The sequence below is a fragment of the Dactylosporangium sp. NBC_01737 genome, from assembly GCF_035963215.1.
In the GTDB taxonomy this organism is placed as follows: domain Bacteria; phylum Actinomycetota; class Actinomycetes; order Mycobacteriales; family Micromonosporaceae; genus Dactylosporangium.
Genome location: NZ_CP109153.1, coordinates 10974382 through 11001289, shown reverse-complemented (window position 1 = coordinate 11001289; position 26908 = coordinate 10974382). Strand labels below are relative to the sequence as shown.

Annotated in this window: 24 protein-coding genes; 9 read left to right on the top strand and 15 right to left on the bottom strand. The window is 73.1% G+C overall.

Translation table 11 applies throughout. The annotated features are described in order from the left end of the window. The first annotated feature begins 46 nt into the window (after positions 1–46). On the top strand, positions 47–481 hold the full coding sequence (locus OHA72_RS50605) for a winged helix-turn-helix transcriptional regulator (protein WP_327003255.1): 435 nt from the start codon (positions 47–49) through the stop codon (positions 479–481). On the opposite strand, the gene OHA72_RS50600 is transcribed toward OHA72_RS50605, so the two are convergent. Continuing rightward, entirely contained in the window at positions 411–1193 is a 783-nt protein-coding gene (locus OHA72_RS50600) for a hypothetical protein (protein ID WP_327003254.1), read from the bottom strand. The genes OHA72_RS50605 and OHA72_RS50600 overlap by 71 nt on opposite strands. Before the next feature lie 103 nt (positions 1194–1296). Between OHA72_RS50600 and OHA72_RS50595 the strand changes: the two genes are divergently transcribed. Genes OHA72_RS50595 through OHA72_RS50585 form a run of 3 tightly spaced genes read left to right on the top strand, consistent with a single transcriptional unit; the run spans position 1297 to position 3255 of the window. Then, positions 1297–1785 carry an ArsR/SmtB family transcription factor gene (locus OHA72_RS50595; RefSeq protein WP_327003253.1) on the top strand — a complete coding sequence of 163 codons (489 nt, stop codon included), beginning with the start codon at positions 1297–1299 and terminating at the stop codon, positions 1783–1785. A 19-nt stretch (positions 1786–1804) separates the two neighbouring features. Continuing rightward, positions 1805–2944, top strand: coding sequence for a serine hydrolase domain-containing protein (locus tag OHA72_RS50590; protein WP_327003252.1), 1140 nt, complete (start codon positions 1805–1807; stop codon positions 2942–2944). Continuing rightward, entirely contained in the window at positions 2917–3255 is a 339-nt protein-coding gene (locus OHA72_RS50585; protein ID WP_327003251.1) for a hypothetical protein, read from the top strand. The genes OHA72_RS50590 and OHA72_RS50585 overlap by 28 nt, the downstream gene beginning before the upstream one ends. Positions 3256–3620: 365 nt before the next feature. Here the strand turns inward: OHA72_RS50585 and OHA72_RS50580 are convergent, their stop codons facing one another. From OHA72_RS50580 to OHA72_RS50555, 6 genes are read right to left on the bottom strand one after another with little or no spacing between them, the layout of a single operon-like run. Beyond that, positions 3621–4481, bottom strand: a complete 861-nt coding sequence (locus OHA72_RS50580) for a glycoside hydrolase family protein (RefSeq protein ID WP_327003250.1) — start codon at positions 4479–4481, stop codon at positions 3621–3623. Positions 4482–4503: 22 nt separating this feature from the next. Continuing rightward, positions 4504–5118 (bottom strand): hypothetical protein, encoded by a 615-nt coding sequence (locus OHA72_RS50575; protein WP_327003249.1) that lies wholly within the window; start codon positions 5116–5118, stop codon positions 4504–4506. Further along, positions 5118–6005 (bottom strand): carbohydrate ABC transporter permease, encoded by an 888-nt coding sequence (locus tag OHA72_RS50570; protein ID WP_327003248.1) that lies wholly within the window; start codon positions 6003–6005, stop codon positions 5118–5120. The genes OHA72_RS50575 and OHA72_RS50570 overlap by 1 nt, the downstream gene beginning before the upstream one ends. Beyond that, positions 6002–6889 (bottom strand): carbohydrate ABC transporter permease, encoded by an 888-nt coding sequence (locus OHA72_RS50565; RefSeq protein WP_327003247.1) that lies wholly within the window; start codon positions 6887–6889, stop codon positions 6002–6004. Before OHA72_RS50565 ends, OHA72_RS50570 begins: the two co-directional genes overlap by 4 nt. Positions 6890–6891: 2 nt before the next feature. After that, positions 6892–8145: an ABC transporter substrate-binding protein gene (locus OHA72_RS50560; protein WP_327003246.1), complete on the bottom strand. Its 1254-nt coding sequence runs from the start codon at positions 8143–8145 to the stop codon at positions 6892–6894. 37 nt (positions 8146–8182) lie between these two features. Continuing rightward, positions 8183–9193, bottom strand: a complete 1011-nt coding sequence (locus tag OHA72_RS50555) for a hydroxyacid dehydrogenase (protein ID WP_327003245.1) — start codon at positions 9191–9193, stop codon at positions 8183–8185. Positions 9194–9328: 135 nt separating this feature from the next. Here OHA72_RS50555 and OHA72_RS50550 point away from each other — a divergent pair, with 135 nt between their 5' ends. Beyond that, positions 9329–10426, top strand: coding sequence for a substrate-binding domain-containing protein (locus OHA72_RS50550; protein ID WP_327003244.1), 1098 nt, complete (start codon positions 9329–9331; stop codon positions 10424–10426). On the opposite strand, the gene OHA72_RS50545 is transcribed toward OHA72_RS50550, so the two are convergent. The 5 genes from OHA72_RS50545 to OHA72_RS50525 form a co-directional block, all read right to left on the bottom strand. After that, a complete protein-coding gene (locus OHA72_RS50545; RefSeq protein ID WP_327003243.1) occupies positions 10389–12212 on the bottom strand; it encodes a DUF2264 domain-containing protein in 1824 nt (607 codons plus the stop codon). The two genes, OHA72_RS50550 and OHA72_RS50545, sit on opposite strands and share 38 nt — an antisense overlap. Continuing rightward, positions 12202–13902 (bottom strand): heparinase II/III domain-containing protein, encoded by a 1701-nt coding sequence (locus tag OHA72_RS50540; protein ID WP_327003242.1) that lies wholly within the window; start codon positions 13900–13902, stop codon positions 12202–12204. Before OHA72_RS50540 ends, OHA72_RS50545 begins: the two co-directional genes overlap by 11 nt. A gap of 77 nt (positions 13903–13979) precedes the next feature. Further along, entirely contained in the window at positions 13980–14690 is a 711-nt protein-coding gene (locus OHA72_RS50535; protein WP_327003241.1) for a sugar phosphate isomerase/epimerase family protein, read from the bottom strand. Positions 14691–14713: 23 nt separating this feature from the next. Beyond that, positions 14714–15124 carry a DeoR family transcriptional regulator gene (locus OHA72_RS50530; RefSeq protein ID WP_327003240.1) on the bottom strand — a complete coding sequence of 137 codons (411 nt, stop codon included), beginning with the start codon at positions 15122–15124 and terminating at the stop codon, positions 14714–14716. Between the two features lie 4 nt (positions 15125–15128). Then, positions 15129–17147, bottom strand: coding sequence for a beta-galactosidase (locus tag OHA72_RS50525; RefSeq protein WP_327003239.1), 2019 nt, complete (start codon positions 17145–17147; stop codon positions 15129–15131). Positions 17148–17357: 210 nt separating this feature from the next. Here OHA72_RS50525 and OHA72_RS50520 point away from each other — a divergent pair, with 210 nt between their 5' ends. Continuing rightward, positions 17358–18419, top strand: coding sequence for a LacI family DNA-binding transcriptional regulator (locus tag OHA72_RS50520; RefSeq protein ID WP_327003238.1), 1062 nt, complete (start codon positions 17358–17360; stop codon positions 18417–18419). Positions 18420–18951: 532 nt separating this feature from the next. On the opposite strand, the gene OHA72_RS50515 is transcribed toward OHA72_RS50520, so the two are convergent. Further along, positions 18952–20100 (bottom strand): MFS transporter, encoded by a 1149-nt coding sequence (locus OHA72_RS50515; protein WP_327003237.1) that lies wholly within the window; start codon positions 20098–20100, stop codon positions 18952–18954. A gap of 155 nt (positions 20101–20255) precedes the next feature. Between OHA72_RS50515 and OHA72_RS50510 the strand changes: the two genes are divergently transcribed. Next, positions 20256–20861: a class I SAM-dependent methyltransferase gene (locus OHA72_RS50510; RefSeq protein WP_327011818.1), complete on the top strand. Its 606-nt coding sequence runs from the start codon at positions 20256–20258 to the stop codon at positions 20859–20861. A 12-nt stretch (positions 20862–20873) separates the two neighbouring features. Here the strand turns inward: OHA72_RS50510 and OHA72_RS50505 are convergent, their stop codons facing one another. After that, a complete protein-coding gene (locus OHA72_RS50505) occupies positions 20874–21497 on the bottom strand; it encodes an adenylate kinase (protein ID WP_327003236.1) in 624 nt (207 codons plus the stop codon). Between the two features lie 141 nt (positions 21498–21638). Between OHA72_RS50505 and OHA72_RS50500 the strand changes: the two genes are divergently transcribed. Both OHA72_RS50500 and OHA72_RS50495 read left to right on the top strand, forming a co-directional pair. After that, the gene (locus OHA72_RS50500; protein ID WP_327003235.1) at positions 21639–22337 is read left to right on the top strand and encodes an AAA family ATPase; all 699 of its coding nucleotides are present in this window, start codon (positions 21639–21641) and stop codon (positions 22335–22337) included. After that, complete coding sequence (locus tag OHA72_RS50495; RefSeq protein ID WP_327003234.1) at positions 22316–24496, top strand: helix-turn-helix transcriptional regulator; 2181 nt, start codon at positions 22316–22318, stop codon at positions 24494–24496. The genes OHA72_RS50500 and OHA72_RS50495 overlap by 22 nt, the downstream gene beginning before the upstream one ends. Here the strand turns inward: OHA72_RS50495 and OHA72_RS50490 are convergent. Beyond that, positions 24454–26892, bottom strand: coding sequence for a glycoside hydrolase family 32 protein (locus tag OHA72_RS50490; RefSeq protein WP_327003233.1), 2439 nt, complete (start codon positions 26890–26892; stop codon positions 24454–24456). The two genes, OHA72_RS50495 and OHA72_RS50490, sit on opposite strands and share 43 nt — an antisense overlap. Between the last annotated feature and the right edge of the window lie 16 nt (positions 26893–26908).

The following is a 26908-nucleotide window of genomic DNA, read 5'->3' as shown; positions in this document are numbered from 1 at the left end:
GGGGGACGGTAACCACTGCGGTGCCGGTTACTGCAAGGGTACTGGGATGGACCTCGACCCGGAGATGTTCGACCCGGTGTGCCCGTCGGGCGCCCTGCCGTTCCAGATCGGCGACAAGTGGACGGCGATGGTCGTGCTGTGCCTGCAGGACGGCCCGCGGAGGTTCACCGAGCTGCGGGTGCCGCTGCGCGCCGTCACGCCGAAGGTGCTGACCGAGACGCTGCGCGCGATGGAGCGCGACGGCCTGGTGGTGCGCACGGTGTACCCGGAGCATCCGCCGCGCGTCGAGTACGAGCTGACGGAGCTGGGCCGCAGCCTGCTGACCCTGATCGCGGCGGTGCGGGCCTGGAGCGGCGAGCACCTTCCGAGGCTGCTCGCCGCCCGGCAGGCCCACGACGCCGCCGCGGGGGTCACTCCTGCGGCTGGTCCGGTGCCTGCGCCGGTGCGGCCGGCTGTGCCGCGGCCGGCGGTCCGGCGGTGACGGTGGCCGGTGGCGCGGCCGGGAGGTGGGCCGACGGGTCCGGGCAGATGTAGTAGGGCATGGGCCCGAGGGCGGGGTGCGGCGGCCAGACCGCCGGGGGCTTCGGGGCCCTCGGGGTGAAGTAGTGGTGCGCGGGCGGCAGCGCCAGCAGCAGCACGACCGCCACCGTGATGGCCAGCACGAGGACCGCGACCAGCAGCGCGCCGAGGAAGAGGACCCCGGAGAAGACCTCGGTGCTGGAGTACAGGGTGTCGGTGAACTCCGAGTTCTCCCACGACACGCCGTCATCCATGACGTCGTCGGCGCCGGCGTCCATCGCGCTGAACGCCAGTGGCGCCAGCAGGAACCCGCCGCAGGTCTGCCCGGTGGCCAGCAGCAGCTGCCCGCCCCCGGCGACGAAGACGAAGATCCGCGCGAGGTTGCTGCCGCGCAGCACCGGCCGCGCGGTCACGCCGAACCAGACGGCCAGCACCAGCGCCGGCACGCCGATGAACAGCGTCGCCATGATGTTGCTCGCGCGCTCGTCCCGCACCTCGCCGGGGTCAACGCCGCCCACCAGCGCGGCAACCCGTGAGATCTCCCCGTCGTAATACACGGCGTGCGCGACGGCCACGCCGAGGATCGCCACCAGCAGCGCGACTGCGGCGAGCTGCAGCCAGAACGCCACGGTCACCTGAGCCGGGCGCGGGGGACGTACGACATCCACGGTCATGGCACGCCACGCTACGGCCGGCCACCCGGCGCCACATCGGCCCGTTCGGGCAGAAAAGGATCACCGGTTGAACGCTGATACGTAATTACGTACTATCGTAGTCATGGCGAGTGTCGAGGAGCGGCTGGCGGCCCTGGAGGCCCGGGTGTTCGCGGAGGCGGCGCCGGAGCGGTCGGCGGCCGGGCCGGCGTCGGTGTTCTGGGCGCTGGAGCGGCTGCGGGAGCTGGCGCCGAGCCCCGGCGCGGTGCTCTTCACCGGCACCGTCGACCTGCCGACCGCCGAGCACTACGAGTGGCAGCTCGGCACGCCGGTCGAGCGGCTGCTCGACGAGGACTGGTCGGACCTCGGTGCGACCCTCGCCGCGCTCGCCCACCCCATGCGCCTGCGGCTGCTGCGGGAGATCCTCGGCGGCCGGCACGCGGCCAACGACCTCGCCGGCGTCGAGGGGCTCGGCACCAGCGGCCAGCTCTACCACCACCTGCGCCAGCTGACCGCCGCCGGCTGGCTGCGCACGGGCGCCCGCGGGCAGTACGGCGTGCCCCCGGAGCGGGTCGTGCCGCTCCTGGTGATCCTGGCGGCCGCCCGCCGCTGAGTCCGGAAGGAGTCCCACCATGCGCAACCGCATCGTCGTGACCGCCGTGATCGTCCTGCTCGCCGGGGTCGCGGCACTCCTGACCGCACCGGGACCACCACGCCTGGCCGGCCCCGTCACCGGGGATGCTGCACTCGCCGCCGCGCTGCGGTCGGCCGCCGGGGACGCCGACGGCTACCGCGGCCTGGCCGTCGCGCTCGTCGGTCCCGGCGGGGTGCGGACCGCCGGCGTCGGCGACCGCGGGGACGGCCGCCCGGTGACCGCGGACACCCCGTTCGAGATCGGCTCGATCGGCAAGGCGTTCACCGGCATGCTCCTGGCCGATCTCGCCGTCGCGCCGGACACGCCGCTGCGGACGCTGGTGCCGTCGATCGGCGGGCCGTCCGGCGACGTCACGGTCGCGGAGCTGGCCAGCCACCGTTCGGGGCTGCGCAGCGTCCCGGTCGTGTCGGCCGGTCAGGCGCTGCGGCTGTACTTCGCCACGCTGCGTGGCGCCGACCCGTACACCGGGCAGGACCGCGACTGGTTGCTGCGCACGGCCGCCACGCAACGACCCGGCGGTGGCCGTGGCACCGTGCACTACTCGAACTTCGGCGCCGCCGTGCTCGGTCAGGCCCTGGCGGAGCGGGCCGGCGTCCCCTATCAGGAGCTGCTGCACCGCCGGCTGCTCGACCCGGTCGGGATGGCGGCCACCTCGGTCAGCCCCGACGGCGGCGCGCTGCCGGCGGGCCACGCCACCGGGTCGACCGCGGCCGGCCGCCGGGTCTCGCCGTGGCGGGGCGCGGGCTGGATGCCCGCCGGCATCGGCATGTGGTCCACCGCCGCCGACCTGGCCCGCCTGGTGAGCGCCGTGCACGCAGGCACGGCGCCGGGCCTGGACGCGCTGGAGCCGCGCTTCGACGCGGGCGGCACGGAGCGGGTCGGCTACGGCTGGTTCACGACCCGCTTCGACAACGCCACGCTCACCTGGCACAACGGGGGCACGGGTGGGTTCCGCTCCTACCTGGCCGTGGACCGGGCCACCGGCCGCGGTGTCGTGGTGCTGGGCAACACGGACCGCGACGTCGACGCCATCGGCCGGCGGCTGCTGGGCGTCACCCCGGCCGGTCCGTCGGCGCCGCCGCGCCGGCCGTGGCGGTGCTGCTGGCGGTGGGGCTGAGCCTCCTGGGCGCGGCCGGGCTGTTCACGACGGTGTGGCTGGCCGCCCGTGGCCGCACGGACCGGGTCCGGCTGGCGTCCTCGGCGCTGTGGTCGGTGGTGATGCTGCTGCTCGCCTACCGGGCCGGCGACTGGCTCGCGGTCCCCGGCGCCGTCTGGGCGCTCGGCGTGGCCGCGACCGCCGCGGCGCTCTGCCTCGCCGCGCCGCACTGGCGCGACCTGCCCCTGACCGCCGGCCGCCGGTGGTGGCGCTGGACCGCTGCCGCATTCTCCGCAGCCGCGGCGCTCGCAGCGGTGCTGCTGGTGACCTGACGATGCCGCGCGGCGCGTGTGGCGGTGCTGCCGGTGGTCTGACGGTGCCGTCGCGGTGCCCGCAGTGATGCCGCTGGTGGTCTGACGATGCCGCGGCGGCGCGTGTGGCGGGGCTGCCGGTGGTCTGACGGTGCTGTCGCGGTGCCCGCGGACGTGCCGCTGGTGAGCTGACCGGGCGGGCGTCGGTGCGGTGCCGGGCACCGCCGCGCGCCGCCGTTCCGGGTGCCCGGCGCGCGCGGCGGTGCTGGTGGCGACCCGGCCGTGGCCGTGCCGCCGCGCCACACGACGGCATGGCCAGGCCCCGGTGAACCCTTACGCCGCCACGCGACGGGTCCACTGCCGGCCGGCGGCCGGCCGGTCCGCGGTCACCTGGGGATCGCCGTGCCGTGGCGGCAGCCGGAGCAGCCGACGGCGCTCAGGCCGGTCCAGGTGTTCAGGTCGGAGCTCGTCGCCGTCCACAGCCCGCCGTTGGTGTACTTGTCGACGTAGATGCGCCAGCTGCCGTTGTCGAGCCGGACCAGCGACGGGCCCTCGTAGCCGGAGCTCCACAGGGTGCCCCGGTTGACCCAGCCCTCGGTGAGGTTCGCCGTGGTGGTCCAGTGTTCGATGTACTTCGTCGTCTCGTTCTTCGTGAACGCGTGCCAGGTGCTGCCCGACTTCACGACGAACGTGTCGATGTGGTTCGTGCCGAGGCCCCACATCTGCGCCGGCCCGCTCCAGGAGGTCAGCGCGGTGTTCTGCGCGGTGTACACGTACGGGCGGAAACACGCCGAACAGGTGGTGGCCGCGACACTGGCGATGATCTTCACGGTGCTGCCGTCGACGAAGAACTCGGGTGCCCAGGTGAACTTCGTGTTGGCGATGCCGGAGTTGACGCTGGCGACGTTCGTCCAGCTCGTCAGGTTGGTGCTGCTGGCGATGTTGAAGTAGGTCGAGTTGGTCGTCCACGACTGCACGGTGTAGGCGATGTAGTAGCGGCCGTTGTACTTCAGGATGCCCGGGTCGCGCAGCACGCCGCTCGGACCGCGGAAGTTGGTGTCGGCCAGGACGCTGTAGCTGGTGCCGCCGTTGGTGGACTGGTAGATCCACAGCTCCTCGTCGGCGACCGCGTCGCCCTTGAACGTCGCGTAGATGAGGGCGGTCGCGGCGGACGCGGGCATCGGGGCGGCAAGCACCCCGAGGAGCACCGCGAAGGTGGCAATGAGTGCCGCGAGCTTACGGTTCATGGGTTCCTCCAAAGCTCAGGGGTCAGGCCGTGACGGCGGCCCGGCTGTTGTGCCAGACGACGAACAGCGCGCAGCCGGGCACCGTTGCCAGGCCGAGCACGGGTGCCTGGTTGACCGCGGCCGCGGCGGCGACGAGGACGGTCAGGCTGAGCAGGCTGAGCGGCCACCGGCGCAGGGCGGTCCACAGCGCCTCGCGGACGCCGCCGCCGTGCTCCAGCGGCAGCATCGCCAGCCACAGGGTGCCGGCGGCGAGCAGCAGCACGGCCAGGACGACCAGCATCGGCACGAGCAGCGCGCCCGGGTCGGCGTCGTGCAGCGCGACGACGTCCACGGCCACGACGCCGACCCCGCCGACGACGACCGACCAGCGCAGCGCCGCCCGGCCGAAGTGCCGCCGGTACGCCCGGACGAACGAGTCGCCGTGCAGGTGGGCGAACGCGGCGGCGACGGACGGGCCGAGCCCGAGGCACAGGACGCCGAAGAAGAGCGGGTAGCGCCACGGGCGGTCCACGATGGACAGTGCGAGCAGCAGCGGCAGGTTGGTGACGGCCAGGCCCAGGTTCACCACCAGGACCCGGCCGACCCACGTCCAGATCAGCTCCCAGGTGTCCGCGGGTGCGGTCAGCCGGGTGAGCATCACTTCATCCCGGTGGTGGCGACGCCTTGCACGAAGTACCGCTGGCCGAGCAGGAACACGGCGAGGATGGGCAGCACGGAGATGACGGATCCCGTCATGATCATGGCGTACTCCGAGTCGTAGACCCCGACGAAGGAGCGCAGGCCGATCTGCACGGTCCACAGCTCGTTGCTGGTCAGGTAGATGAACGGACCCATGTAGTCGTTCCAGGTGTTGACGAACGTGAGCAGGGCGAGGCTCGCCAGGGCCGGTTTGGACAGCGGTAGCGCGATCCTGGCCCAGATGCCGAACTCGTTGAGCCCGTCGATCCGTGCCGCCTCGATCAGCTCGTCGGGGATGCTCAGGTAGAACTGGCGCATCAGGAAGACGCCGAACGCCCCGAACGCCTGCAGCAGGATCAGCGAGGTGCGGGTGTTCACCAGTCCCGCCTTCTCCATGAGGATGTACTGCGGCACCATGTATGCCTGCCACGGCACCGCGATGGTGGCGACGTAGGCCAGGAACAGTGCGTCCCGGCCGGGGAAGCGCACCTTGGCGAAGCCGTAGGCGGCGAAGCTGCCGGTCAGCACCTGCAGCAAGGTGATGCTGACCGCGAGGATCAGCGAGTTGCTCAGGTAGGTGCCGAGTGGGATCTCCTGCCAGATGCGGCTGTAGTTGCCCCACTGGAACTCCTCGGGGATCCACTGGATGGGGACGGTGAACACCTCGTTGTCCCGCTTCAGCGACGACACGAGCATCCACAGGAACGGGATCAGCACGGCGGCGCCCAGCCCGACCAGCAGCGTGTACAGCGCGACGCGCCGCAGCGGCCCGCCCCGGCGCCCCCGGGCGGGCGGGGGAGCGGACAGCCGCGGCGACCGCACCGGCGCCGGCAGCGTGAGGCTCATCGTTCGCTCCTTCGCTGGAACCGGAACTGCACGACGGTGACGACCAGCACGACGACGAACAGCACCATCGCGATCGCCGAGGAGTAGCCGAACCTGCCCTCGGTGATTCCCTCGCGGAAGATGACCTGCGACAGCACGAGGGTGGAGCGGCCGGGGCCGCCCTCGGTCATGATCTGCACCAGGTCGAAGACCTTGAAGCTGGAGATGGTGAGCATGATGACCACGAAGAACGTGGTCGGGCGTAGCGCCGGCACCGTGATGTGGCGGAAGCGCTGCCACGGGCCGGCGCCGTCCATCTCGGCCGCCTCGTACAGGTACGCCGGGATACCCTGCAAGCCGGCCAGGTAGATGATCATGTAGTAGCCCATGTCCCGCCACACGCTGGTCAGGATCACCGCGGGCATTGCCCAGGTGGTGGATGTCGTCCAGCCGGGCGGGCTGTCGACCCCGACCGCCCGCAGCAGCTGGTTCACCGGCCCGAACTCGGGGCTGAACAGCATGTTCCAGACGACCGCCACGGCGACCAGCGACGTGATGTACGGGAAGAAGAGCGCGGTGCGGAAGAACCGCACCCCGCGCAGCTTCCGGTTGAGCAGGACCGCGAACCCCAGTGACGCGAGCAGGGTGAGCGGGATGTGGCCGGCCGCGTAGTACGTCGTGTTCGTCAGTGCGGTCCAGAACGTGTCGCTGCCGACCATGCGGCGGAAGTTCGCCAGCCCGACCCATTCCGGGTCGGAGTAGGAGTCCCACTTCATGAACGACAGCGCCAGCGCGATGACGACCGGGACCAGGGTCAGCGTGGCGAACCCCAGGAAGTTGGGCAGGATGAACGCCCAGCCGACCAGGGTCCGCCTGCGGCGCCGGGAAAGGGCCTGCGTCGCCATGCTCAGCCGACCTCGGACTTGACCCGCTTGCCCATCTCGGCGATGCCGGCGGTCACCGTCTTGCTGCCGGTCATGATCAGCTGGTGCTCCTCGGTGAGGATGGTGTCGATGTCGGAGGACTTCTCGCTGACCGGCATCTCCAGGACGACCTTGTCGGGCTGGAAGGTCTTCTTCGCCAGGGTGTCGTTCGGCATGCCGGCGACCGCGAAGTACGCGTCGGTGATCGCGGTGCTGTGGTAGGCGGGGGTGACGCCGATCTTCGCGATCGTGGTCGCGCCCTGCTCGCCGGACGCCCACAGCACGAACTGCTTCGCCGCGTCGGCGTGCTTGGCCTTCTTGTTGACGGCAAAGGCCGTCGGCGAGCCGAAGGTGGTCACCTTGCCGTCCTTGGTGACCTGCGGCAGCGGCGCGATGCCCCAGTCGACGTTGGTCTTGCCGTCGGCCTTGGCCTGCAGCAGGGCGGCGGCGTACCAGGTGCCCATCGGCAGCATGGCGGCCTTGCCGGTGGAGAACATCGTGTTGTAGGAGACCTTCTGCGTCGAGGCGGTGCCCCACGGCAGGGTCGCGCCGGCCTTCTCCAGGTCGAGGGCCATCGTGTACTGGGCGTTCATGAACGCGTAGTCGCCGCCGAGGAGGTTGCCGCCGGTCTGCGCGGCCGCGATCGCCTGCACGACCGAGCGCCACACGTGCTGGTAGGTGCCGTAGACCTTGTCGGTGCCGCTGCCGGTGGTGGACGCCTTCGCAAGCTGTGCGTAGTCCTGCCAGGTGAGGTTGCTCAGGTCGGCGTCCTTCACCAGCTTCTTGTTGTAGTAGAGGACCCAGAAGTCCGACCGATAGGGCAGCGCGAAGTACTTGCCGTCCAGGTTGAACGGGTCGAGGCCCAGGTAGGCGTTCTTGTCGAGCTTGTTCACCTCGTCGGTGAGCGGGGCGAGCTGGCCGCGGGTGCCGTAGCGGGCGTAGTCGGTGACGTTCTTCATGGTGATGACGTCGGTGGTGTCGCCGCCGGCCAGCATGGTGGTGACCTTCTTGGCGTAGTCGTCGGCGAGGATGTCGACCGGCTGCACGTCGATGTCCGGGTGGGTGGCTTCGAAGCCTTCGATGAGGGCCTTGAACTCCGGGGTGGCGGCGTAGTTCCAGAGCGACACGGTCAGCACGGTCTTGCCGCCGCTGGTGCCGGGGTCGTCGCCGGAGCTGCAGCCGGTGAGCGTCAGTGCGAATGCGAGCGCGGCGGCCATGACGAGCCGGGTGCGGTGCATTGCGGTCTCCTTCAGGGGTGTTTGTTGGGGGTGTGGGTCAGGCGTTGAGGGCGAACGCCTGGGGGGTGATCTCGGCGCGGAGCGGCTCGCCGGTGATCCAGCGGGCGAGCTCGTCGAGGGCGTGGTCGGTCAGCCGGAGGATCTCCGTGCCGAGCGAGCCGGCGAGGTGCGGGGTGATCATGACGTTCGGTGCAGAGCGGAGCGGGTCGTCGCGGGGGAGCGGCTCGGGCTCGGTGACGTCGAGGATCGCGAAGAGCCGGCCCGAGCGGCACTCGGCGGCGAGTGCGCCGGAGTCGATGAGGCTGCCCCGCGCGGTGTTGATGACCGTCGCGTGGTCCGGCAGCAGCGCGAGCTCGGCGGCGCCGATCATGTGGTGGGTGCTGGGCAGTGCCGGCGCGTGCAGGGTCAGGGTCTCGCTGCGCGCGAGGAGCTCGGGCAGGTCGACCAGGACACCGCCGGCGGCGGCGACCTCGGCGGCGTCGGCGTGCGGGTCGGCCACCAGGCACACCGTGGAGTCGAGCCGGTCGAGCAGGCCGACGACCCGCCGCCCGGTCCGGGAGAACCCGACGACGCCGACGGTGCGCCGGTAGTTGGACAGGTTGCCGTAGCCGGACAGGTTGCTCCAGCCGCGGTAGGCCGCCTCGGGGTCGGCGGCGATGAACGGCGCCTTCTTGCCGGCGAAGATGATCGCCGCGAGGGTGTACTCCGCCACGGGGATCGCGTTGGCGTCCGCGGCGCTGGTCATCCGGATGCCGCGCCGCCACACCTCGCCGGTGACGAGCGGCCGGACGCTGCCCGCGCCGTGGAAGACCGCCCGCAGCGCCGGCGCGTCCCGCAGCCGCTCGGCGGTGAGCGCCGGGGCGCCCCACGACGTCAGCAGCACGTCGACGTCCTGGAGCCGCCGGCGGGACCTCGGCGAGTCGATCTCGTGCAGGCACACCGGGTCGCCGAGGTCGGCGAGCCCGGCGAGGCGGGCGGTTCTCGCGTCGTCGAAGTGGGCCCGGAACGACTCCGGGTTCATCACCACCAACGCCTTCGGCTTCGACAACGCAGCTCCCCGATGTGTACCTGGTGTGTCCGTTGCATTTCGTGTAGGAACATGGATAACCGTGCTCGAACATGTACGGAAGAGTGCGATCTCGTTCGGTCGGAAACGTTCAGAATCGAACACGGATAGGGTCGGATGACTGCGGAGCGGATGTTCAACCTCCAGCGCCAGGAGCGGCTCATGGAGGAGCTGCGGCGTCTCGGAGCCGTGCGGGTCAAGGACCTCGCGGCGGTGCTCGGCGTCAGCGAGCTCACGGTGCGCCGCGACATCGCGTCCCTCGCCGAGCGCAACCTGCTGACCAAGGTCCACGGCGGGGCCACGCTGCCGACGCAACTGCTGGCGGCGCCGCGCCGGGCGCGCCCGCCGCAGACCCGGTTCACGGTCGGCATGGTGGTGCCGTCGCTGGACTACTACTGGCCGTCGATCGTCACCGGTGCCCGCGCCGCCGCGGCCGCGCTGGGCGTGCACATCCAGCTGCGCGGCTCCAGCTACGACCTGCAGGAGGACCGCCGCCAGATCGGCCGGCTGATCGAGGCCGAGCAGGTGCAGGGCCTGCTGCTGGCGCCGAGCCTGGAGGGCGACGGGGTCGCCGAGCTGGTCGACTGGATCACCGGGCTGCCGGTGCCGACGATCCTGGTCGAGCGGCAGGCGCCGCGCTGGACGCCGACCCGGCGGCAGCTGGAGTGGGTCCGCAGCGACCACTCGCTGGGCCTGGAGATGGCGGTGCGGCACCTGCATCAGCACGGCCACCGCCGCATCGGCCTGGTGCTGTCGCGGGCGTCGCCGACGTCGGCGCACCTCGCGATCGGCTGGGGACTGGCCTGCGCGGACCTCGGCATCCCCGACGACCTGGTGGTGCGCGAGTCGGTGGGCCTGGACGTGCCGGGCCACCGCGACATCATCGCCGGGATCATGCGCCGCTGCCGCGAGTCGGGCACGACGGCCCTGATCGTGCACGGCGACCCGGACGCGATCTCGATCGCGCAGTACTGCATCGAGCTGGGGGTGTCCATTCCCGACGACCTCGCGCTGGTGTCCTACGACGATGAGGTGGCGCACCTGACCGAGCCGGCGATGACGGCGGTGCGGCCGCCGAAGGGGTACGTCGGCCGGGTCGCGGTCGAGCTGATGGTGGCCCGGCTGACGGAGGGCACGCGCCGGCCGGTGCAGCGCGTGCTCATCACCCCGGAGCTGGTCATCCGGGACTCGTCGGTGCCGAGGCCGGGAGGCTGAGCCGGGCGGTGGTCCCGTCCGGCCAGTGCACACCGATCGTTTCCGCGGCGACGGTGACGGTGGGCAGCGCGCCCGACGGGGCCCGGCTCAGCCGCACGGCGACGGCGTAGACCTGCCCGGCGCGGGGTGCCGCTTCGGTCCGCAACGCCGGCACCCGCACGTCGTCGCCGAGCGGCGATGCGACGGTACGTTCGGACAGCGCCGCGCCGTCGAACCCGTGCAGCGGCACGAGCAGCGACGTGAGCCCCGGCGTGATCGGCCAGCCGCTGAACTCCAGCACCGTGTCCGCGGCGGGCTCCTCGAGGCGGGCGACCCGCACCTCCACGGCGCCGCGGACGAGCGACGCCATCGTCACGAGCGGGCCCCGGGTGACGGTGCCGGTGCGGCCGGAGCCGTGGTCCGGTGCGGTGTCGTCGGGTGCGTCGACCCAGTGCAGCCGGGCGGCGCTGACCGCACCGTCCACAGTGCACTGCAGGGTGCGGAAACCGCTGCGGTGGCTGGGTTCCCCGTTGCGGAGCAGCGCCACGGCGTTGCCGGGGCCGACGGGGAAGGTCGCCGTCGAGTAGCCCAGCTGCGCGTACAGGGGCGCGTCGGTGCCGTCGTCGCCCTCGACGGCGTGGTCGGTGCCGTGGTTGGCGACGCGGACGACGCCGTCGGCGCGGGTGCCGGCGGCGAGCCAGCCCGGCGCTGCGATCGCGCGGGTGAAGTCGGACCGCTCCACGGGCAGCGGCTCCTCGACGGCCGTCCACACCGGGTGCCCGGCGGGCAGCAGCAGGCCGAGCATGCCCTTGACCGCCCAGTACGGTGAACCCGGCCCCGAATACGACTGCGCCATCGCCGGCCACTCGCGGTGCCAGCCGAGGGTCAGCAGCCCGCGCCGGTCCGGCACGCCGTGCTCGTGGAAGTGCCGCAGGATGCCGCTGCACGCCCGCCGCGTGGTGCCGGGGCTCAGCGGCGTCGCGCCGGTGACCGCTCCCATCCAGAACGGCGCGGCGGCCCCGAACCGGTAGATCAGGCTGCGGCCCTGCAGCAGCGGCGCGCCGTCGGCACCGACGAGGTGCACGGCGTCGGCGAGGAACCGCCGGAGCCGGTCGTGCCACGCCTGGCGCAGCCCGCCGGGGCACAGGTCGCCGGCCAGCTCCGCCCACAGCAGGGGATAGGTGTGCAGCGCCCAGCCGTTGTAGTGGTCGTAGGAGCGCTCGGGGCCGTCGGCGTACCAGCCGTCGCCGCGGTACAGCGACTCGTGCACCGCCAGCCCACTGTGGATGTCCGTCTCGGACCAGTCGCCGCCGACCCCGCGCAGGAACGCCTCGACGGTGAGCTGGAACCAGACCCAGTTGATCGGCGGGTAGTGCTGCCCGACGACGGTGCCGAGCCAGCCGGCGAGCCGGTCCCGGTCGGCGCCGTCGAGCCGGTCCCAGATCCACGGCCGGCTCAGGTGCAGGCCGAGCGCGATCGAGCTCGCCTCGACCTTGGCCTGGTCGAGCCGGTCCGGGCGCGGCCACACATCCGGGCCGGCGCGCAGGCCGGCGGCGTAGAAGCCGGCGAGGCCGTGCGGGTCGGCGCCGTCCTCGCCCCGCAACCGGATCGCGGCGAGCAGGAACGTGCGGGCGAACCCTTCGAGGGCGTCGCTGTCGCGGCCGTAGGCGCTGCCGCGGCCCGGCAGGTCGATGCGGGCGTGGTCCGGCGATGCGAACGGCCGCACCGCGGCGAGCATCCGGTCGGCGGCGGCCGCCCAGTGTTCGCGGGTGTATCCGGTGTACGGGGAGCGCTCGTCAGGCTCCATCGTGGCCTCCATGGGTGACGGTCAGTTCGAACGTGCCGGTCGCCGGGATCACCAGCCGGTGGACGGTGCCGCCCCACACGCGGCTCAGCAGGGGGTCGTCGACCGGGTGCCGTTCCAGGACGCCCGCGCCGGCGGCAGGGTCCCACGACAGCCGCACCGGGGTGTGGAACCGCATGACCAGCGACCCCGGCCGGTGCTCGGCGGGCTCGCCGGCCAGGACGTGGTGCAGCCGCACCTGGGTCGCCGGGTCGTCGAGTTCCCAGCGGTCCGACACCACGACGGCGCCGCGGTCCCGGTCGAGCCGCACCTCGCGCCGCCACCACCGGCAGCCGGCCTCGGCTGGGTACGCGCCGCTGAGATCGAGCCGCATCGCGTCGCCGTCGGCCTCGACGGCGGTGGCGCGAAACGCGCGGCCGGGGGACTGCCCAAGGCCGCCGATGACCGGCAGGTTGTGCCACTCGCTGCGGGTCACCCACTGCTCGTAGCGGCGGGCGGTGAAGGAGATGGCGGTGTACGTCGGCTGGCCCAGGTCGATGACGGCGGGGACACCGTCGACGGCGACGAGGTAGGAGCCGACGTCGTTGTGGTTGTGGTTCTCGTCGTTGTGGCCGCCCTTGACGGCGACGGCCATCCCGCCCGGCTCCCGGCAGACCAGCAGCTGCACGTCCGGCAGCCACGACCGTTGCGGCAGATCCGCCCGCCGGTGCGGGACGTTGCGCCACTCAGGGTCGTGCAGCGCGACGAGGGTGCGGCCGAGCCCGGGGCCGGGGAGACGCTCGTGGGAGGCCGCGTAGGCGGCCACGTCGTCCGCGCCGCAGGCACGGCCCCACCGGTGCAGCACGTCCCACGGCTGCGCGGGGTCGGGGCGGGCGGGGCAGTCACCGACGTTGACCGCCCAGCCGCCACCGAGGTCGACGCGCTGCGGATACCGGGCCAGCTGTGCCAGCGGCGGCAGGTCCCAGGGTCGCAGCCGGCCGTCCGTGGCCCAGTCGAGCAGCTGCAACGCCTCGGCGAGCCGGGCCGGGCCGTTCCACCAGTAGGCGTACCCCTCGTCGCAGCCGCCGTCGGCCGGTTGGGCGGCCAGGTACCGGTCGAGGCCGTCGACGACCAGGTCGACCACGGCGGGGTCGGGTGCCAGGAACAGCGTCGCGGCCAGGACGTGGCCGTGGATCCACGGGTTCCAGTTGTGCAGGTGCCCGTCGAGGCCGAGCCAGTGCCAGCGCCGGTCGCCGCGGAACGGATCCAGGACGCGCCGGCGCACCTCGCGCCGGATCCGTTCCCGCAGGCCGGGGACCCGGCGGTCGAGCGCCGGGGCGAGCACCAGGTCGGCCCAGGCGAGCAGGCCGGCGGTCTCGGCGGCGCCCAGGTCGAGGTACGGCCGGTCCGGGTCCGGCACGACCCGGCCGAGTTCGGTGGCGAACGACTCGTGTGCGGCCCAGCACCAGGTGCTCTGCTCGCACAGCAGGTACAGCCCGTCGGCCGCGGCGTCGACGTCGCCGGTGACCGCGGCGGAAAGGACCGCGGCGGCGGTGCGGTGGCGCAGGCGGGCGGCGGGGTCCTCGTAGGCGGTGCGGTTGCCGTCGCGCCAGTACCGCGCGTAGTCCGACAGCAGCGGCTGCGGCCAGGGCGTGTCGTCGACGGGCGTGGCGGGCACGCCGGCCCACGCCTCCCGCTGGTCGATGTGTGGCACCGGCACGCGCTCCCGGGCCCGGTGCACCGCCTCGGCGCGAACGTCGTCCGGTAACCCCGCCCACCGCCCGCGAAGGCTCATGCGGCGGCCAGCCGGCGCAGTGCCGCGGCCTCGCCGGCGACCGCGGCGGGGTCGTCGCCGGGGACGAACTCCAGCAGGCAGTCGATGTCGTGGCTGCGCAGCAGGCTGAAGGCGCCACGCCACAGGGCCTCCCGCGCCAGCAGCGGGCGGCGTTCCTGCCGTGGCCACCAGGAGAAGGCGTGCACGGCCGCGACCCGGTCCAGGATCTGCGCCAGCCCGGCGAGCGCCAGGTCGTCCGGCATGCCGACGGGTGGCTGCCAGTAGGTGGCGGCGCCGCTCTCGTCGAGCAGGTCGAGGGTCGAGGGGACGGCGTCGGTGAGCGTGCCGCCGTGGAACTCGAACGCGACCTGGACCCCGGCGTCCGCGGCCCGCGCGACGGCGGACCGCGCACCGGCGACCACGGACCCGCGCTGATCGGCGGTGGCGCCGGCGGATCCGGTGACGCCCGCCCAGATCCGGATCCGGGGCGCGCCGAGCGCGACCGCGGCGGCGAGCACCGCGCCGAAGTCGGCGGGGTCGTCGGGTCCGGCGCGGAAGTACGAGCCGTAGGACGCGACGGCGACACCGAGGTCGAGCCCGCGCCGCCGGACGTCGGCGGCGGTCCGCGGGTCGCCCGGCGGGACGTGCCGGTCCGCGCCCCACTCGACGCACGCCAGCCCGGCCGCCGCGGCCACTTCGAGCACCCCGGTCGCATCCAGCTGTCGCAATGTTACCGAACACATGCCAGGTCTCAGCACCGTAGGTCCTCTCCGATGTGATCGCTCACACAGACACCATAGGTCAGTGGGGGTGGTGGTGTCGCAGCCGCCGGCAGGTGGTGAGCGCCTGCTCCAGGGCGCCCTCGAGCGCCGTCAGGTCGCGCCGGTCGGCCGCCTGCCTGGCCTGTGCCAGGCAGGCGGCCAGGACCCTCCTCGCCGGGCGGCGCCGCTGGTGGCGGCGCCGCCCGCGTCGCCCTGCCGCGGATGCGGGTCAGCGCGCCCGCGGCGGCAAGCAGCGACAGGTCCCGGTGCGCGGTGGCGGCCGACGTGCCGGTCGCCTCCTGCACCTCGGTGAGCGCGATGAATTCCCGCTCCGCGAGCAGCGCCAGGATCTGCCGGTGCCGCACCGCAGGCAGCACCGGTCCGGCTGTGGCCGTGGTCATGTGCTCATCCCGCCCCCCTGTACACGATCTGGACGCCGTGCGGCTCCAGCGGTTGATGTGCCGTGCCGACGCGCTCGCCCGTGACGGCGGTGGTGTCCAGCGGCGTGCCGGTGCGGTTGATGAGGAACCAGTAGTCGCCGCGCACGGCCAGTTCGACGTGGCCGCGCAACGGTTCCGGCAGTTCGCCGGTGACGCCCGCGTGGGCGGCGAGGTCGGCCAGGACGGTGGTCAGGCCGGCGGCGCCGAGCCGGGTGGACACGTAGGCGGCCGAGCCCGCGCCCGCCTGCCGGCGGGTGATCGCCGCGCGGCCCGTCTGCTCGCCGGTCTTGTACCAGGCGAGGACCTCCGTCGCGGGGTCGGTCAGGTCGATCCGGTCGGTCCACAGCGTGCCCGTCGTGCCGTTGTCCAGCTCGACGCTCTGGCCGTCCAGCAGCGGCGCGAACTCCTCGATGCGGATGCCGAGCAGGTCCCGCAGCGCGCCGGGGTAGCCGCCGAGCCAGACCCGGTCGTGCTCGTCGACGATGCCGGAGAAGTAGGTGGTGACGAGGTGCCCGCCGCCGGCGACGTAGCCGCGCAGCCGTTCGGCGAGCGCGCCGGGCATCACGTGCAGGATCGGCGCGACGAGCAGGTCGTAGCGTTCCAGCGGCGCGCTCGTGGGCACCACGTCGGCGCGGATGCCCAGGTTCAGCAGCGCCGTGTACCAGTCCAGCGCCTCCTGCCGGTACCGCAGGCGGTCAGTGGGGTGCGAGTCGAGCTCGGCCGTCCACCAGGACTCCCAGTCGAAGACGACGGCCGCGCGGGCCGGGGTGCGGCTGGTGCCGGCGACCCCGTCCAGCGCCCGCAGCCTCGCGCCGAGGTCGACGACGGCGCGGAAGACGGCGCTGTCCTCGCCGGCGTGCGGCACCATCGCCGAGTGGTACTTCTCCGCGCCGGCCGCGGACTGCCGCCACTGGAAGAAGCACACGGCGTCGGCGCCGTGCGCCACGTGGGTGAGTGAGTCGCGGGCCAGCTCGCCGGAGGCCTTCGCCACGTTGACCGGTTGCCAGTTGACCGCGCTGGTGGAGTGTTCCATGAGGTACCACGGCCGCCCGCCGGCCAGGTTGCCGGTGAGGTTGGCGGAGAACGACAGCTCCTCGCGGGACTGCGGCCCGGGCAGGACGTAGTGGTCGTTGGCGACGAAGTCGATCTCGGCGGCCCAGTCGGCGTAGTTCATGCCCTTGGTCTCGCCCATGACCATGAAGTTCGTGGTGACCGGGATGCCCGGGGTCACCTCGCGCAGCACGTCCCGTTCGGCTCGCAGGTGCTCCTTGAGCGCGTCGGAGGAGAACCGTTTGAAGTCCAGCTGCTGGGTGGGGTTCGGGTGCGATGTCACGATCCGCGGCGGGATGATCTGCCCCCAGTCGCTGTAGCCCTGGGACCAGAACGTGGTCGCCCAGGCCTCGTTGAGCGCCTCCAGGGTGCGGTACCGCTCGCGCAGCCACACCCGGAACGCGGCCGCGGCGTCGTCGGAGTAGTCGTAGACGTTGTGGCAGCCGAGCTCGTTGTTGACGTGCCACGCGGCGAGGGCGGGGTGCCCGGCGTAGCGCTCGGCGAGCGCGCGGGTCAGGCGCAGTGCGTGCTCACGGAACACCGGCGAGGTCGGCCGCCAGTGCTGCCGTGCGCCGTGCCAGACGGTGCGCCCGTCGTGGTCCACGGGCAGGATCTGCGGGTGCAGGGTGGTCAGCCACGGCGGCGGCGACGCGGTCGCCGTGGCGAGGTCCACCGCGATGCCGTTGCCGTGCAACAGGTCCATGACCTCGTCGAGCCAGGTGAAGTCCCAGACGTCCTCGCTCGGCTGGATCCGCGCCCAGGAGAAGATGGCGAGGGACACGATGTTCGCCCCGGCGGCCCGCATCGCCCGCATGTCCTCGTCCCACACGTGGCGGGGCCACTGCTCGGGGTTGTAGTCGGCACCGAACCCGAGGCGTGCCCGAGTGGGATCCGAGGGCCAGCGCAGCCATCGGTGACCGTGATCTTCTTGCACAGCGTCTCCTGTTGCATCGCGGCTACGGGATGGTCCAGCCGGTCACGACCTGCGTCGCCGCCGGTGCCCCTTCCTCGGATGTTTACGTAAACATCTCGCGGCAAGCAGCGTGCGTCATGTGTGCTTACTTGACCACGGGATGTGATGTTTACGTAAACGTGCGTCGCGGTATAGTGGCACCCCTCACCAGGACCGTCAAGGAGCACCCGAATGGATGTGGCCGCGGGCGTGCAGCGCGGCGGCTCGGACATTCCCGGCGGCCGGCGCAAGCAACGGGTCTCCATGGCAGACGTGGCCGCGCTCGCCGGCGTGTCCTCGCAGACCGTCTCCCGCGTCTCCAACGGCCACCCCGGCGTCATCGAGACGACCCGCGAGCAGGTCCTCGCCGCGATGCGCGAGCTGGGCTACCGGCCCAACAGCGCCGCCCGGTCGCTGCGCTACGGGCAGTTCAACACCATCGGCGTCATCCTGTTCGGGCTCTCCTCGACCGGCAACAGCCGCACCGTCGAGGCGATCGCCACGCACGCCGCCGCCGAGGGCTATGCCATCACGCTGATCCCGGTCGACATGCCGACCCAGGACAACGTGCTGGGCGCCTTCACGCGCATGGGCGAGCTGGCCGTCGACGGCGTCATCGTCATCCTCGAGATCCACCTGCTGGACGCCGGCACCGTGGCGCTCCCGCCCGGCGTGCACGTCGTCGTGGTCGACTCCGACGCCGGCGACCGGTATCCGGTCGTGGACACCGACCAGGCCGACGGCACCCGCCAGGCCGTCCGGCACCTGCTGGACCTCGGGCACCGAACGGTGTGGCACGTCGCCGGCCCGGCCGAGTCGTTCGCCAGCGAACGGCGGGCGAAGGCGTGGCGCGCCGAGCTGGAGGCGGCCGGCCGCCCCGTGCCGCCGGTCGAGCGCGGCGACTGGTCCGCCGAGTCCGGCTACCGGGCCGGGCTGCGGCTGGCCGCGCGGCCGGACTGCACCGCGGTGTTCGCCGCCAACGACCAGATGGCCCTCGGCGTCCTGCGCGCCCTGCACGAACGCGGCCGTCCGGTGCCCGCCCACGTCAGCGTGGTCGGCTTCGACGACATCGCCGACGCGTCGTCCTACCTGCCCCCGCTGACCACCGTGCACCAGGACTTCGCCGAGGTCGGCCGCCGCTGCGTGCAGGCCCTGCTGCGGCAGCTGCGCAACGAGCCCGCCGACCCCGGCACCGACCTCGTCCCGACCCGCCTCATCGAACGCGGCAGCACCGCATTGCCCCCGCCGATTTAGGCTGTTTCCAGCTCCCCGGGGCTGACGCCCCGCGGTTGCGTGGGGGGTTCCCACCCCACACCCCCCATGCGACGCTGCGCGCCGCACTCAAGCTTTCTCCAGCTCCCCGGGGCTGACGCCCCGCGGTTGCGTGGGGGGTTCCCACCCCACACCCCCCATGCGACGCTGCGCGCCGCACTCAAGCTTTCTCCAGCTCCCCGGGGCTGACGCCCCGCGGTTGCGTGGGGGGTTCCCACCCCACACCCCCCATGCGACGCTGCGCGCCGCACTCAAGCTTTCTCCAGCTCCCCGGGGCTGACGCCCCGCGGTTGCGTGGGGGGTTCCCACCCCACACCCCCCATGCGACGCTGCGCGCCGCACTCAAGCTTTCTCCAGCTCCCGGGGCTGACGCCCCGCGGTTGCGTGGGGGTTCCCACCCCACCCCCACGCTGCGCGCCGCACTCAAGCTTTCTCCAGCTCCCCGGGGCTGACGCCCCGCGGTTGCGTGGGGGGTTCCCACCCCACACCCCCCATGCGACGCTGCGCGCCGCACTCAAGCTTTCTCCAGTTCCCTTGCCGGCGTGGTCAGGTGCTGCACCGTGCGCCACCAGATGGCCAGCTGCGCGGCGGCGAGCGCGAGGGCGAACGGTGGCAGCGTCCACAGTCCGGCCCGGTCGGCGAGGGCGCCCGCCAGGAACGGCAGCAGTGACCCGCCGAGCACCGACACCCCGTTGAGCAGCCCGATCGTGGTCGGCGCCAGTTCGTCGGTGGCCAGGGACGGGGCGACCGCCATCGTGGTCGGGAAGATGGGGCCGAGGCAGAAGCCGAGCAGGGCGAACGCGGGCACCGCCAGGACCGGCGCGATCCAGAGCAGCCCGGTGGCACCGGCGACGCCGAACAGGCAGGCGAAGGTGAGCCGGGTCGCGGTCCAGCGCAGCCGCGCCGCGACCGGGCTCAGCACGAACCGGCCCAGGGTCAGGCCGAGCCAGTACCCGCTGACCGTGTAGCCGGCGAGGAGGTCGCCGTGGCCGCGCTCGACGACGAGGAAGCTGAATCCCCAGTTGCCGACGCTGATCTCCAGCCCGACGTACACCGCGAGGAAGGCGGCGCCGAGCAGGACCGCGGGCCGCCGCGCCGCCACCCGCAGCAGTCCCTTCCGTGGCGCGTCCTGCTGCGCCACGGGCAGTGGCCGCAGTGTGGCCTGGAAACCGATCACGAGCGGCACGCACGCCAGCGCGAGGACCAGCCAGACCGACGTCCACTGGGTGAAGCCCAGCATCCAGGTCGCCAGCAGCGGCCCGATCAGCGCCCCGACGCCGAAGAACGCGTGCAGCCAGTTCAGCAGCGTGGTCGAGTCCGGCAGCGCGGCGAGCTGGGCGTTGAGGACCGATTCGAGCACGCCGGTGCCGTACCCGGCGATGAGCTGCACGGCGACGAGCGCGGCGAACGCCGGCCGGGTCGCGGTGTACAGCCCGGCGGCGATGAACGCTGCGCCGCCCACGCTCAGCGCGGCCCGCGCCCCGAGCCGCTGGATCAGCGCCCCGGCGGTCGCACCGGCGAGCAGGAACCCTGCCGAGAAGGCGAAGAAGGTGATCCCGATCGTCGCCTTGTCCAGCCCGTAGTCGCGGATCTGCGCGGGCAGGAGGACCCCGCCGACGCCCGCGCTGAGACCGACGAGAACGAAGGCGGCGTACGCGAACACGATCGGCGCCCAAGCGCGCGGGGGAGACGCTGACACCGGACGGACCTCCATGGGACGACGTATGGTCGACATCATGCCGAACCACGGGCATCCGTTGGTGTGGTTGGGCTTTCGAAAATGTCGAAGTCCGGATGACTGCAACGAAAGAGGCGTGGATGTCGCACCGCAACGGCTGGCTGGAGCTCGTCGAGGCCGACCCGGGGCACTCGCAGCGTTACATCGACCGGTTCCGGTCGATGTCGGAGGCCGGCGCCGACCTGGCCGGCGAGGCCCGCCTCATCGACGCGATGCTGCCGCGCGGGTCACGGATCCTCGATGCCGGCTGCGGTCAGGGCCGCGTCGGCGGCCACCTCGCCGCGGCGGGGCACGACGTGCTCGGCGTCGACCTCGACCCGGTCCTGGTCGCGGCGGCACGGCGGCACCATCCCGCGGCGCGCTGGCTCGTCGGTGACCTGTCGGAGCTGGACCTGCCGGCGCAGGGCGTCGCCGACGGGTTCGACGCCGTCGTCTGCGCCGGCAACGTGATGACATTCGTCGCGGTCGACACCCGCCGGGAGGTGCTGCGCCGGCTGCGGGTGCACCTGCGCGGCGCCGGGCGCGTCGTGACCGGGTTCGGTGCCGGCCGCGGCTACGACTTCGACGAGTTCCTCGCCGACGCCGCGGCCGCGGGTCTGGTGCCGGACCTGCTGCTGGCGACGTGGGACCTGCGCCCGTTCACCCCCGGCGCCGACTTCCTCGTGGCGGTCCTGCGCGCCTCCTGATCGCGGTGGTGATCACGCGGCGGCCAGCAGCGCCGGGACGGGCCCGGGGCGGTCGGCGTGGTGTCCACGCCTGTCCCGCAGCGCCGCGATGATGTCCTCGGTGACCTGGTCCGGGCGGGGCATCCCGTCGACGGACAGCAGGATGCCGCGCCGGTCGTACCACTGCAGAATCGGCTCGGTGACCTCGTGGTACAGCGCCAGCCGCCGCCGTATGACGGGCTCGGTGTCATCGGAGCGGTGCTCGATCCCGGAACGCGCCAGCAGCCGCCGCACCACCTCGTCATCGTCGACGCGCAGGTGCAGCGCGATCTGTGCGGTAGCCCCGAGCGATGAGGCGATCTGATACGCGGCCCACGCCTGCGCGGGAGTGCGCGGGTAGCCGTCCAGCACGTAGCCGCCGCCATGGGCCGTCGCCTCGGCGAGCGCCCTGCGGACCAGGTCCTGCATCAGCCGGTCCGGTACCAGGCTGCCACGGTCCAGGTATTGCTGCACCGTCTGGCCCAGGCCGGTACGGAGCGCGACGTGGCGGCGTAGCAGGTCGCCGGTCGCGAGGTGCGGCACGCCGAAGTGTGCGGCGATCCGGGCGCCCTGCGTGCCTTTTCCGGCTCCGGGTGGGGCGATCATCAGTACCCGCATGGTCTCTCCTTGTCCGGTGGGTGGCTACCAGTGAATGCTGCGGCGGGCACCGGGTCCGGGCATGGGTCAGATGACTGCATCCGGACTACCGTGGGACACGCCACATGCCACGACACGCACCCCGCCCGAGGGGGGCACACGGTGAAGGTTTCAGTGCCGCCCGGTGGCGACCTGCTCGGCCGGGCATCCGAACTGCGCATCATCGACGCGTTGCTGGCCGGCTCCGACCCTCCCGGCCAGAGCCTGCTGCTGCGCGGCGACCCGGGCGCCGGCAAGACCGCACTGCTGGACGCCGCCGCCACCCGCGCGAGCGCCGCCGGCGCGCGAGCGCTGCGCTCGACCGGCGCGCCGTTCGAGACCGGGATCCGGTTCTCCGCGCTGCACCAGATGCTGTACGCCGCCCGGGACGTCGCCGGACGGCTCCCCGACGACCAGCGCGACGCCCTCGCCCACGTCTTCGGCCGGACCGGTGCCAGCGAAGCCGACCCGCTCGTGCTGTCCACGGCCGTGCTGGCGCTGACCGGTGAGGTCGCCGCGGGCCGGCCGCTGCTGCTGCTGGTCGACGACGTGCAGTGGATCGACCCCACCAGCGCGACTGTGCTCGGATTCCTCGCCCGCCGCGTCGGCGGCACCCCCGCGCGGTTCCTCGCGGCCCTGCGCACCGGTACACCCGGCATCTTCGACGAGATGCGGCTGCCGGAGCGCACCGTCGGGCCGCTGCCGGCGGCGGCCGCGCTGCTGGACGCCTGCCGGCCGGGGCTGCCGGGCGTCGTGCGTCGCCGCCTGCTCGCCGACGCCGCCGGCAACCCCTGGCGCTGGTGGAGCTGCCGGAGTCGTTGACGGACCAGCAGCGGTCGGGGCAGGTTGCCCTGCCGGCGTACCTGCCGTTGAACGGCCGCCTCGAGGCGACGTTCGCCGCCGGGCTGGCGGCGCTGCCCGAGCCGGCCCGCGCCGTGCTCCTGCTGGCGGCGCTGGACGTCGAGACGGACCTGTCCACGTTGCGGGCCGCCGCCCGGCCGCGCGCCGACCTGCGGGACCTGACACCGGTGCGGCGGGCCGGTCTCGTCACCGTCGACGAGGCGGGCGACCGGCTGGTCTTCCGCCATCCGCTGATCCGCGCGGCGATCGTCCAGCTGGCGTCCGCCGACGAGCGGCGGCACGCGCACGAGGCCCTTGCCGCGGCGCTGGCCGACTCGCCCGCGGCGTGCTGCGGCACCGTGCCGGAGCGCCGGGCCCGCCACCTCGCCGACGCCGCGACCGGGCCGGACGAGACGGTCGCCCGCGCGCTGGACGACGTGGCCAAGTCCGCGTGGGGCGGCCGGGCCGGCCGGGCCGGGCGGCGCAGCGGGGCGGCCGGGGCGGTCAGCGCGCTCGTGCGCGCCAGCGAGCTCAGCGACCGGCCGGGGCAGCGGTCGCGGCGGCTCGTCGAGGCCGCGTTCCTCGCCAACGTGACCGGGCAGCTCGACCGGGTGCCGCAGCTGCTGCGCGACGCCGGGCAGAGCACCGACACGGCGACCGGGCTGGTCTTCGCCGCCACCGCGCACCTGCTGACCAACGACGAGGGCGACATCGAGGAGGCCCAGCGCCTGCTGGTCAAGGCGCTCGACGACCTCGACGGCACCCCGTCCGTCACCGATGGCTGGGACGCCTACGGCATCCTCTACTCCCTGCTGTTCGTGTGTGTCTACAGTGGATGCCCGGAGCCGTGGGAGCTGCTGCGGGCAGCGCTGTCGAGGTTCGACCCGCGGGCAGTCGCCGCGCTGCAGCTGTGCTACGACGCCTACACCGACCCGGCCGGGACCGCGGACCCGGTGCGGCGACGGCTGACGGCCGCCTTCGCGGAGCTGTCCAACGATCCGGCGCCGTGGCAGTTCATCCCCCTGGCCTACGCGGCCGTCGAGCTCGACGCCCTCGCCGAATACCGGCACCTGTGCCACCGGGTCATCGACCGGGAGCGCGACGGCGGCATCGTGACCGTCGTCATCGCCGGGCTGCTGATGCTCAGCGTCGACTCGATCGCGCACGGGCAGTGGGACGAGGCGGAGCGGCTGGCGACGGAGGCGCTCGACTACGCCCAAGCCGACGGCTACCACCTCCTGGAAGGGCAGATCCGGTGCCGGCTGGCGTTGATCGGGGCGGCGCGCGGCGAGGCCGGGCGCACCCAGGTGCTGACCGACGAGGTCACCCGCTGGGCGACGCCGCGCGGCGTCGGCCTGACCGAGGCCCTGGCGCGGCAGGCGCGCGGCGTCGCCGCGCTGGGCCGCAGGGACTACGAGGACGCCTACCTGCAGGCGGGCCGGATCGACCCGCCCGGCCACCCGAGCGTCGGCATCCCCGGCCGGTGGATGGTGCTGGACCTCGTCGAGGCCGCCGTCCACATCGGACACATCGACGAGGCTCGGGCGCACGTCGCCGCCGCACGGCGGGCCGGGCTCACCGAGGTGTCGTCCCGCACCGCACTGCTCACCGCCGGCGCCGCGGCGCTCGCCGCCCCCGACGCCGAGGCGGACCGGCTGTACGCGGCCGCGCTCGCCGTGCCCCACGCCGAGCAGTGGCCGTTCGAGAAGGCCCGGATCCGGCTGGCCTACGGCGAATGGCTGCGCCGCACCCGCGACACCGGCACGGCCCGGCTCCAGCTGCGGCGGGCCCTGGAGAGCTTGGAACAGCTCGGCGCGAGCGGACCCGCAACGAGCTGCGGCCCGACCGGGGCGCTGACCCCGCAGGAGCGGCAGATCGCCACGCTCGCGGCGACGGGCCTGACCAACAAGCAGATCGGCGAGCGCCTGTTCCTGTCGCACCGCACCGTCGGCGCGCACCTGCACCGGCTGTTCCCGAAGCTCGGCATCACCTCCCGCGCCGCGCTCGGCGGCGCCCTGGAGGCCCTGCAGGACGACGGGCCCGAGCCGGGTGACCCGGCGGCGGCCGCCCGCGCGAGATCACGCGGGCGGCCGGGGGGTCAGCTGCGGTTGAGCCGCTGCACCACCCCCGTGCCGTCGTAGACGTTGGCGCCCAGGAACCCGCTGGCGTACGCGGTGTCCGTGGCGTCGATGACGGGTGTGGCGCCGTTGTTCAGGTACACCTTGATGCCGGCGCCGGCGGCGACGACCTTCAGGTGGTAGGTGCGCCCCGGCACGATCGCCGTGGCGTAGGTGGCGATGTCGCGGCCGGGGCGCCACAGCTTCACCACGCCGGACGCGTCGATGTTGGCGGTGTAGTGCTGGGTGGCGTCGGCGTTGGCCCGGAAGGTGAGCGCGGCCGCGGTGCCGTTGACGATCGTCAGATCGCCCTCGTACGTGAAGTCGGCGGCGACGGTCCTGCTGAGGTAGAAGGTGTCGCCGGCGGCGTTGCCGTGCGCGCCGGGGCGCGGGGCCGCCGTCGTCCACGTGCCGTTCACGGGCTGCCACGGCCCGGCGAGGTTGGTGGCGAAGCCGGGCCCGTTGAGGGTCAGGTTCTGCACGGCGGCGGTGCCGTTGAAGACGTTGGCGCCGAGGTACCCGCTGGCGTATGCCATGTCGGTGGCGTCGATGACCGGGGTGGTGCCGTGGTCGAGGAACACCTTGATGCTCGCCCCGGCGGCCACGACCTTCAGGTGGTAGGTCCGACCGGGCGTGACCGTCGCCGGGGCGGTCGCGATGACCCGGCCGGGGCGCCACAGCTTCACCACGCCGGACGCGTCGACGTTCGCGGTGTACTGCTGGGTGGCGTCGGCGTTGGACCGGAAGGTGAGCGCCGCGGCGGTCCCGGACGCGATGGTGACGTCGCCCTCGTAGGTGAAGTCGGCGGCGGTCGTGGCGCTCAGGTAGAAGGCGTCACCACCGGCGGTGCCCCGCTTGCCGGTCGCGGCGTCGCCCCACGACCCGCCCACCGCCCGCCACGGCCCGGCGAGGTTCGTTTCCAGGGTCGCCTCGCCCTGCCCCCACGCGGAGCGCAGCCGGTGCAGTTCGGCGGAGACCAGCCGCACCGAGCCGCCGGTGGCGAAGAGCCGGATGCCTTGGCTGGCCTGCGCCGAGTTGAAGTTGACGTTGTCGGTCCAGGACAGCCGCCCGTCGTTGCCGAACACCTCCAGCTGCCCGCGGTCGACCAGCAGCCGCATCTTCACCCGGCCGTTGAGCGGTGGCAGCGGCGCGCCGTACAGCGTTTGTGCGGCCCGGTCATAGGTGACCGCGCGGTCGTAGCCGCCGTCGGCGCGGCGGTGCAGCTGGAAGCCGAACTGTGCCGCGGTGGCGGTGCTCGTGTCGAACTCGGCGACGATCTCGTACGTGTCGGCGGTGATCCCGGCGAACGGGTCCGTGGCCGGGTCGGCGGTGATGGTGCGGTTGGACCAGGTGGTGGTGTCGGCGCGCAGGCCGGCGAGCTCCGCGACCGGGTTGCGGGTGATCCGCAGGCCGGCGGGGGTGGTGATGAGCCGCAGCTGCGCGGGGAAGGACGCGTTACCGGTCCAGGTGCCGCCGCGGTTGCCGGGCTGCCAGGCCATCTGCACGGTCCGGCCGTCGGGCATGTTGTTGAACGTCAGGCCCGCGTAGAACGAGCCGTCGAACGCGTTGTGCCCCTGGTCCATCCGCTGCGGGGAGGACCAGTCGGGGGCGAACGTGGTGCCGTCGAACGTGCCGGTGACGTACTCGCCGGACGCGTCGGTCATGACCCACCGGACGTTGCCGGTGCTGCCGTCCACGGGCAGCGGGAAGAAGTCGGGGCACTCGAAGAGCCAGCCGGCGCTGTACCGGCTGCGATAGGTCCAGTCGAGCAGGTTGGCCGACGTGTAGACGTTGACGCCGTTCCCGCCGCCGTCGGACCAGACGACCATGACCCACCGGCCGCGGGCTGCGTCCCACAGCACCTTCGGGTCGCGGCTGGTGCCGGACGGGGTGACGACCTTGCGGCCGCGGTCGTAGTTCTGGAACGTGCGGGCGCCGTCGGTGCTGTAGGCGATCGAGACGCCGTTGGTGCCGGTGAACACGACGATCGGTGCGTCCGTCCCGGTCCGCAGGCCGGAGGTGTTGGCCGCGTCGACGACGCCGGCGCCGGAGAACAGGTCGCCGGGGTGCGCGCCGGGCTCCAGCGCGATCGGCTTCTGCGTCCAGTGCACCAGGTCCGGGCTGGTGGCGTGGCCCCAGTGCATGGTGTCCCATGCCAGGCCGTGCGGATTGTGCTGGTAGAACAGGTGGTACAGGCCGTTGTAGTAGAGCGGTGCGTTGACGTCGTTCATCCAGCCGCTGCGCGAGCTGAAGTGGAACTGGCCCCGGTAGGGCTCGTCGTAGCCGGTGGCGGCCGGGTACGGGAACTCCGGGTAGTCGCTGGACGCGCTGGCGGCGGCGGGTGCGGCGGGCAGCACCGTCACCAGCAGGCCCGCGGCGAGCACGAGCACGGACAGGATTCGGAGACGAACGGTGCGCATGGTTGTGGTCCCTTCG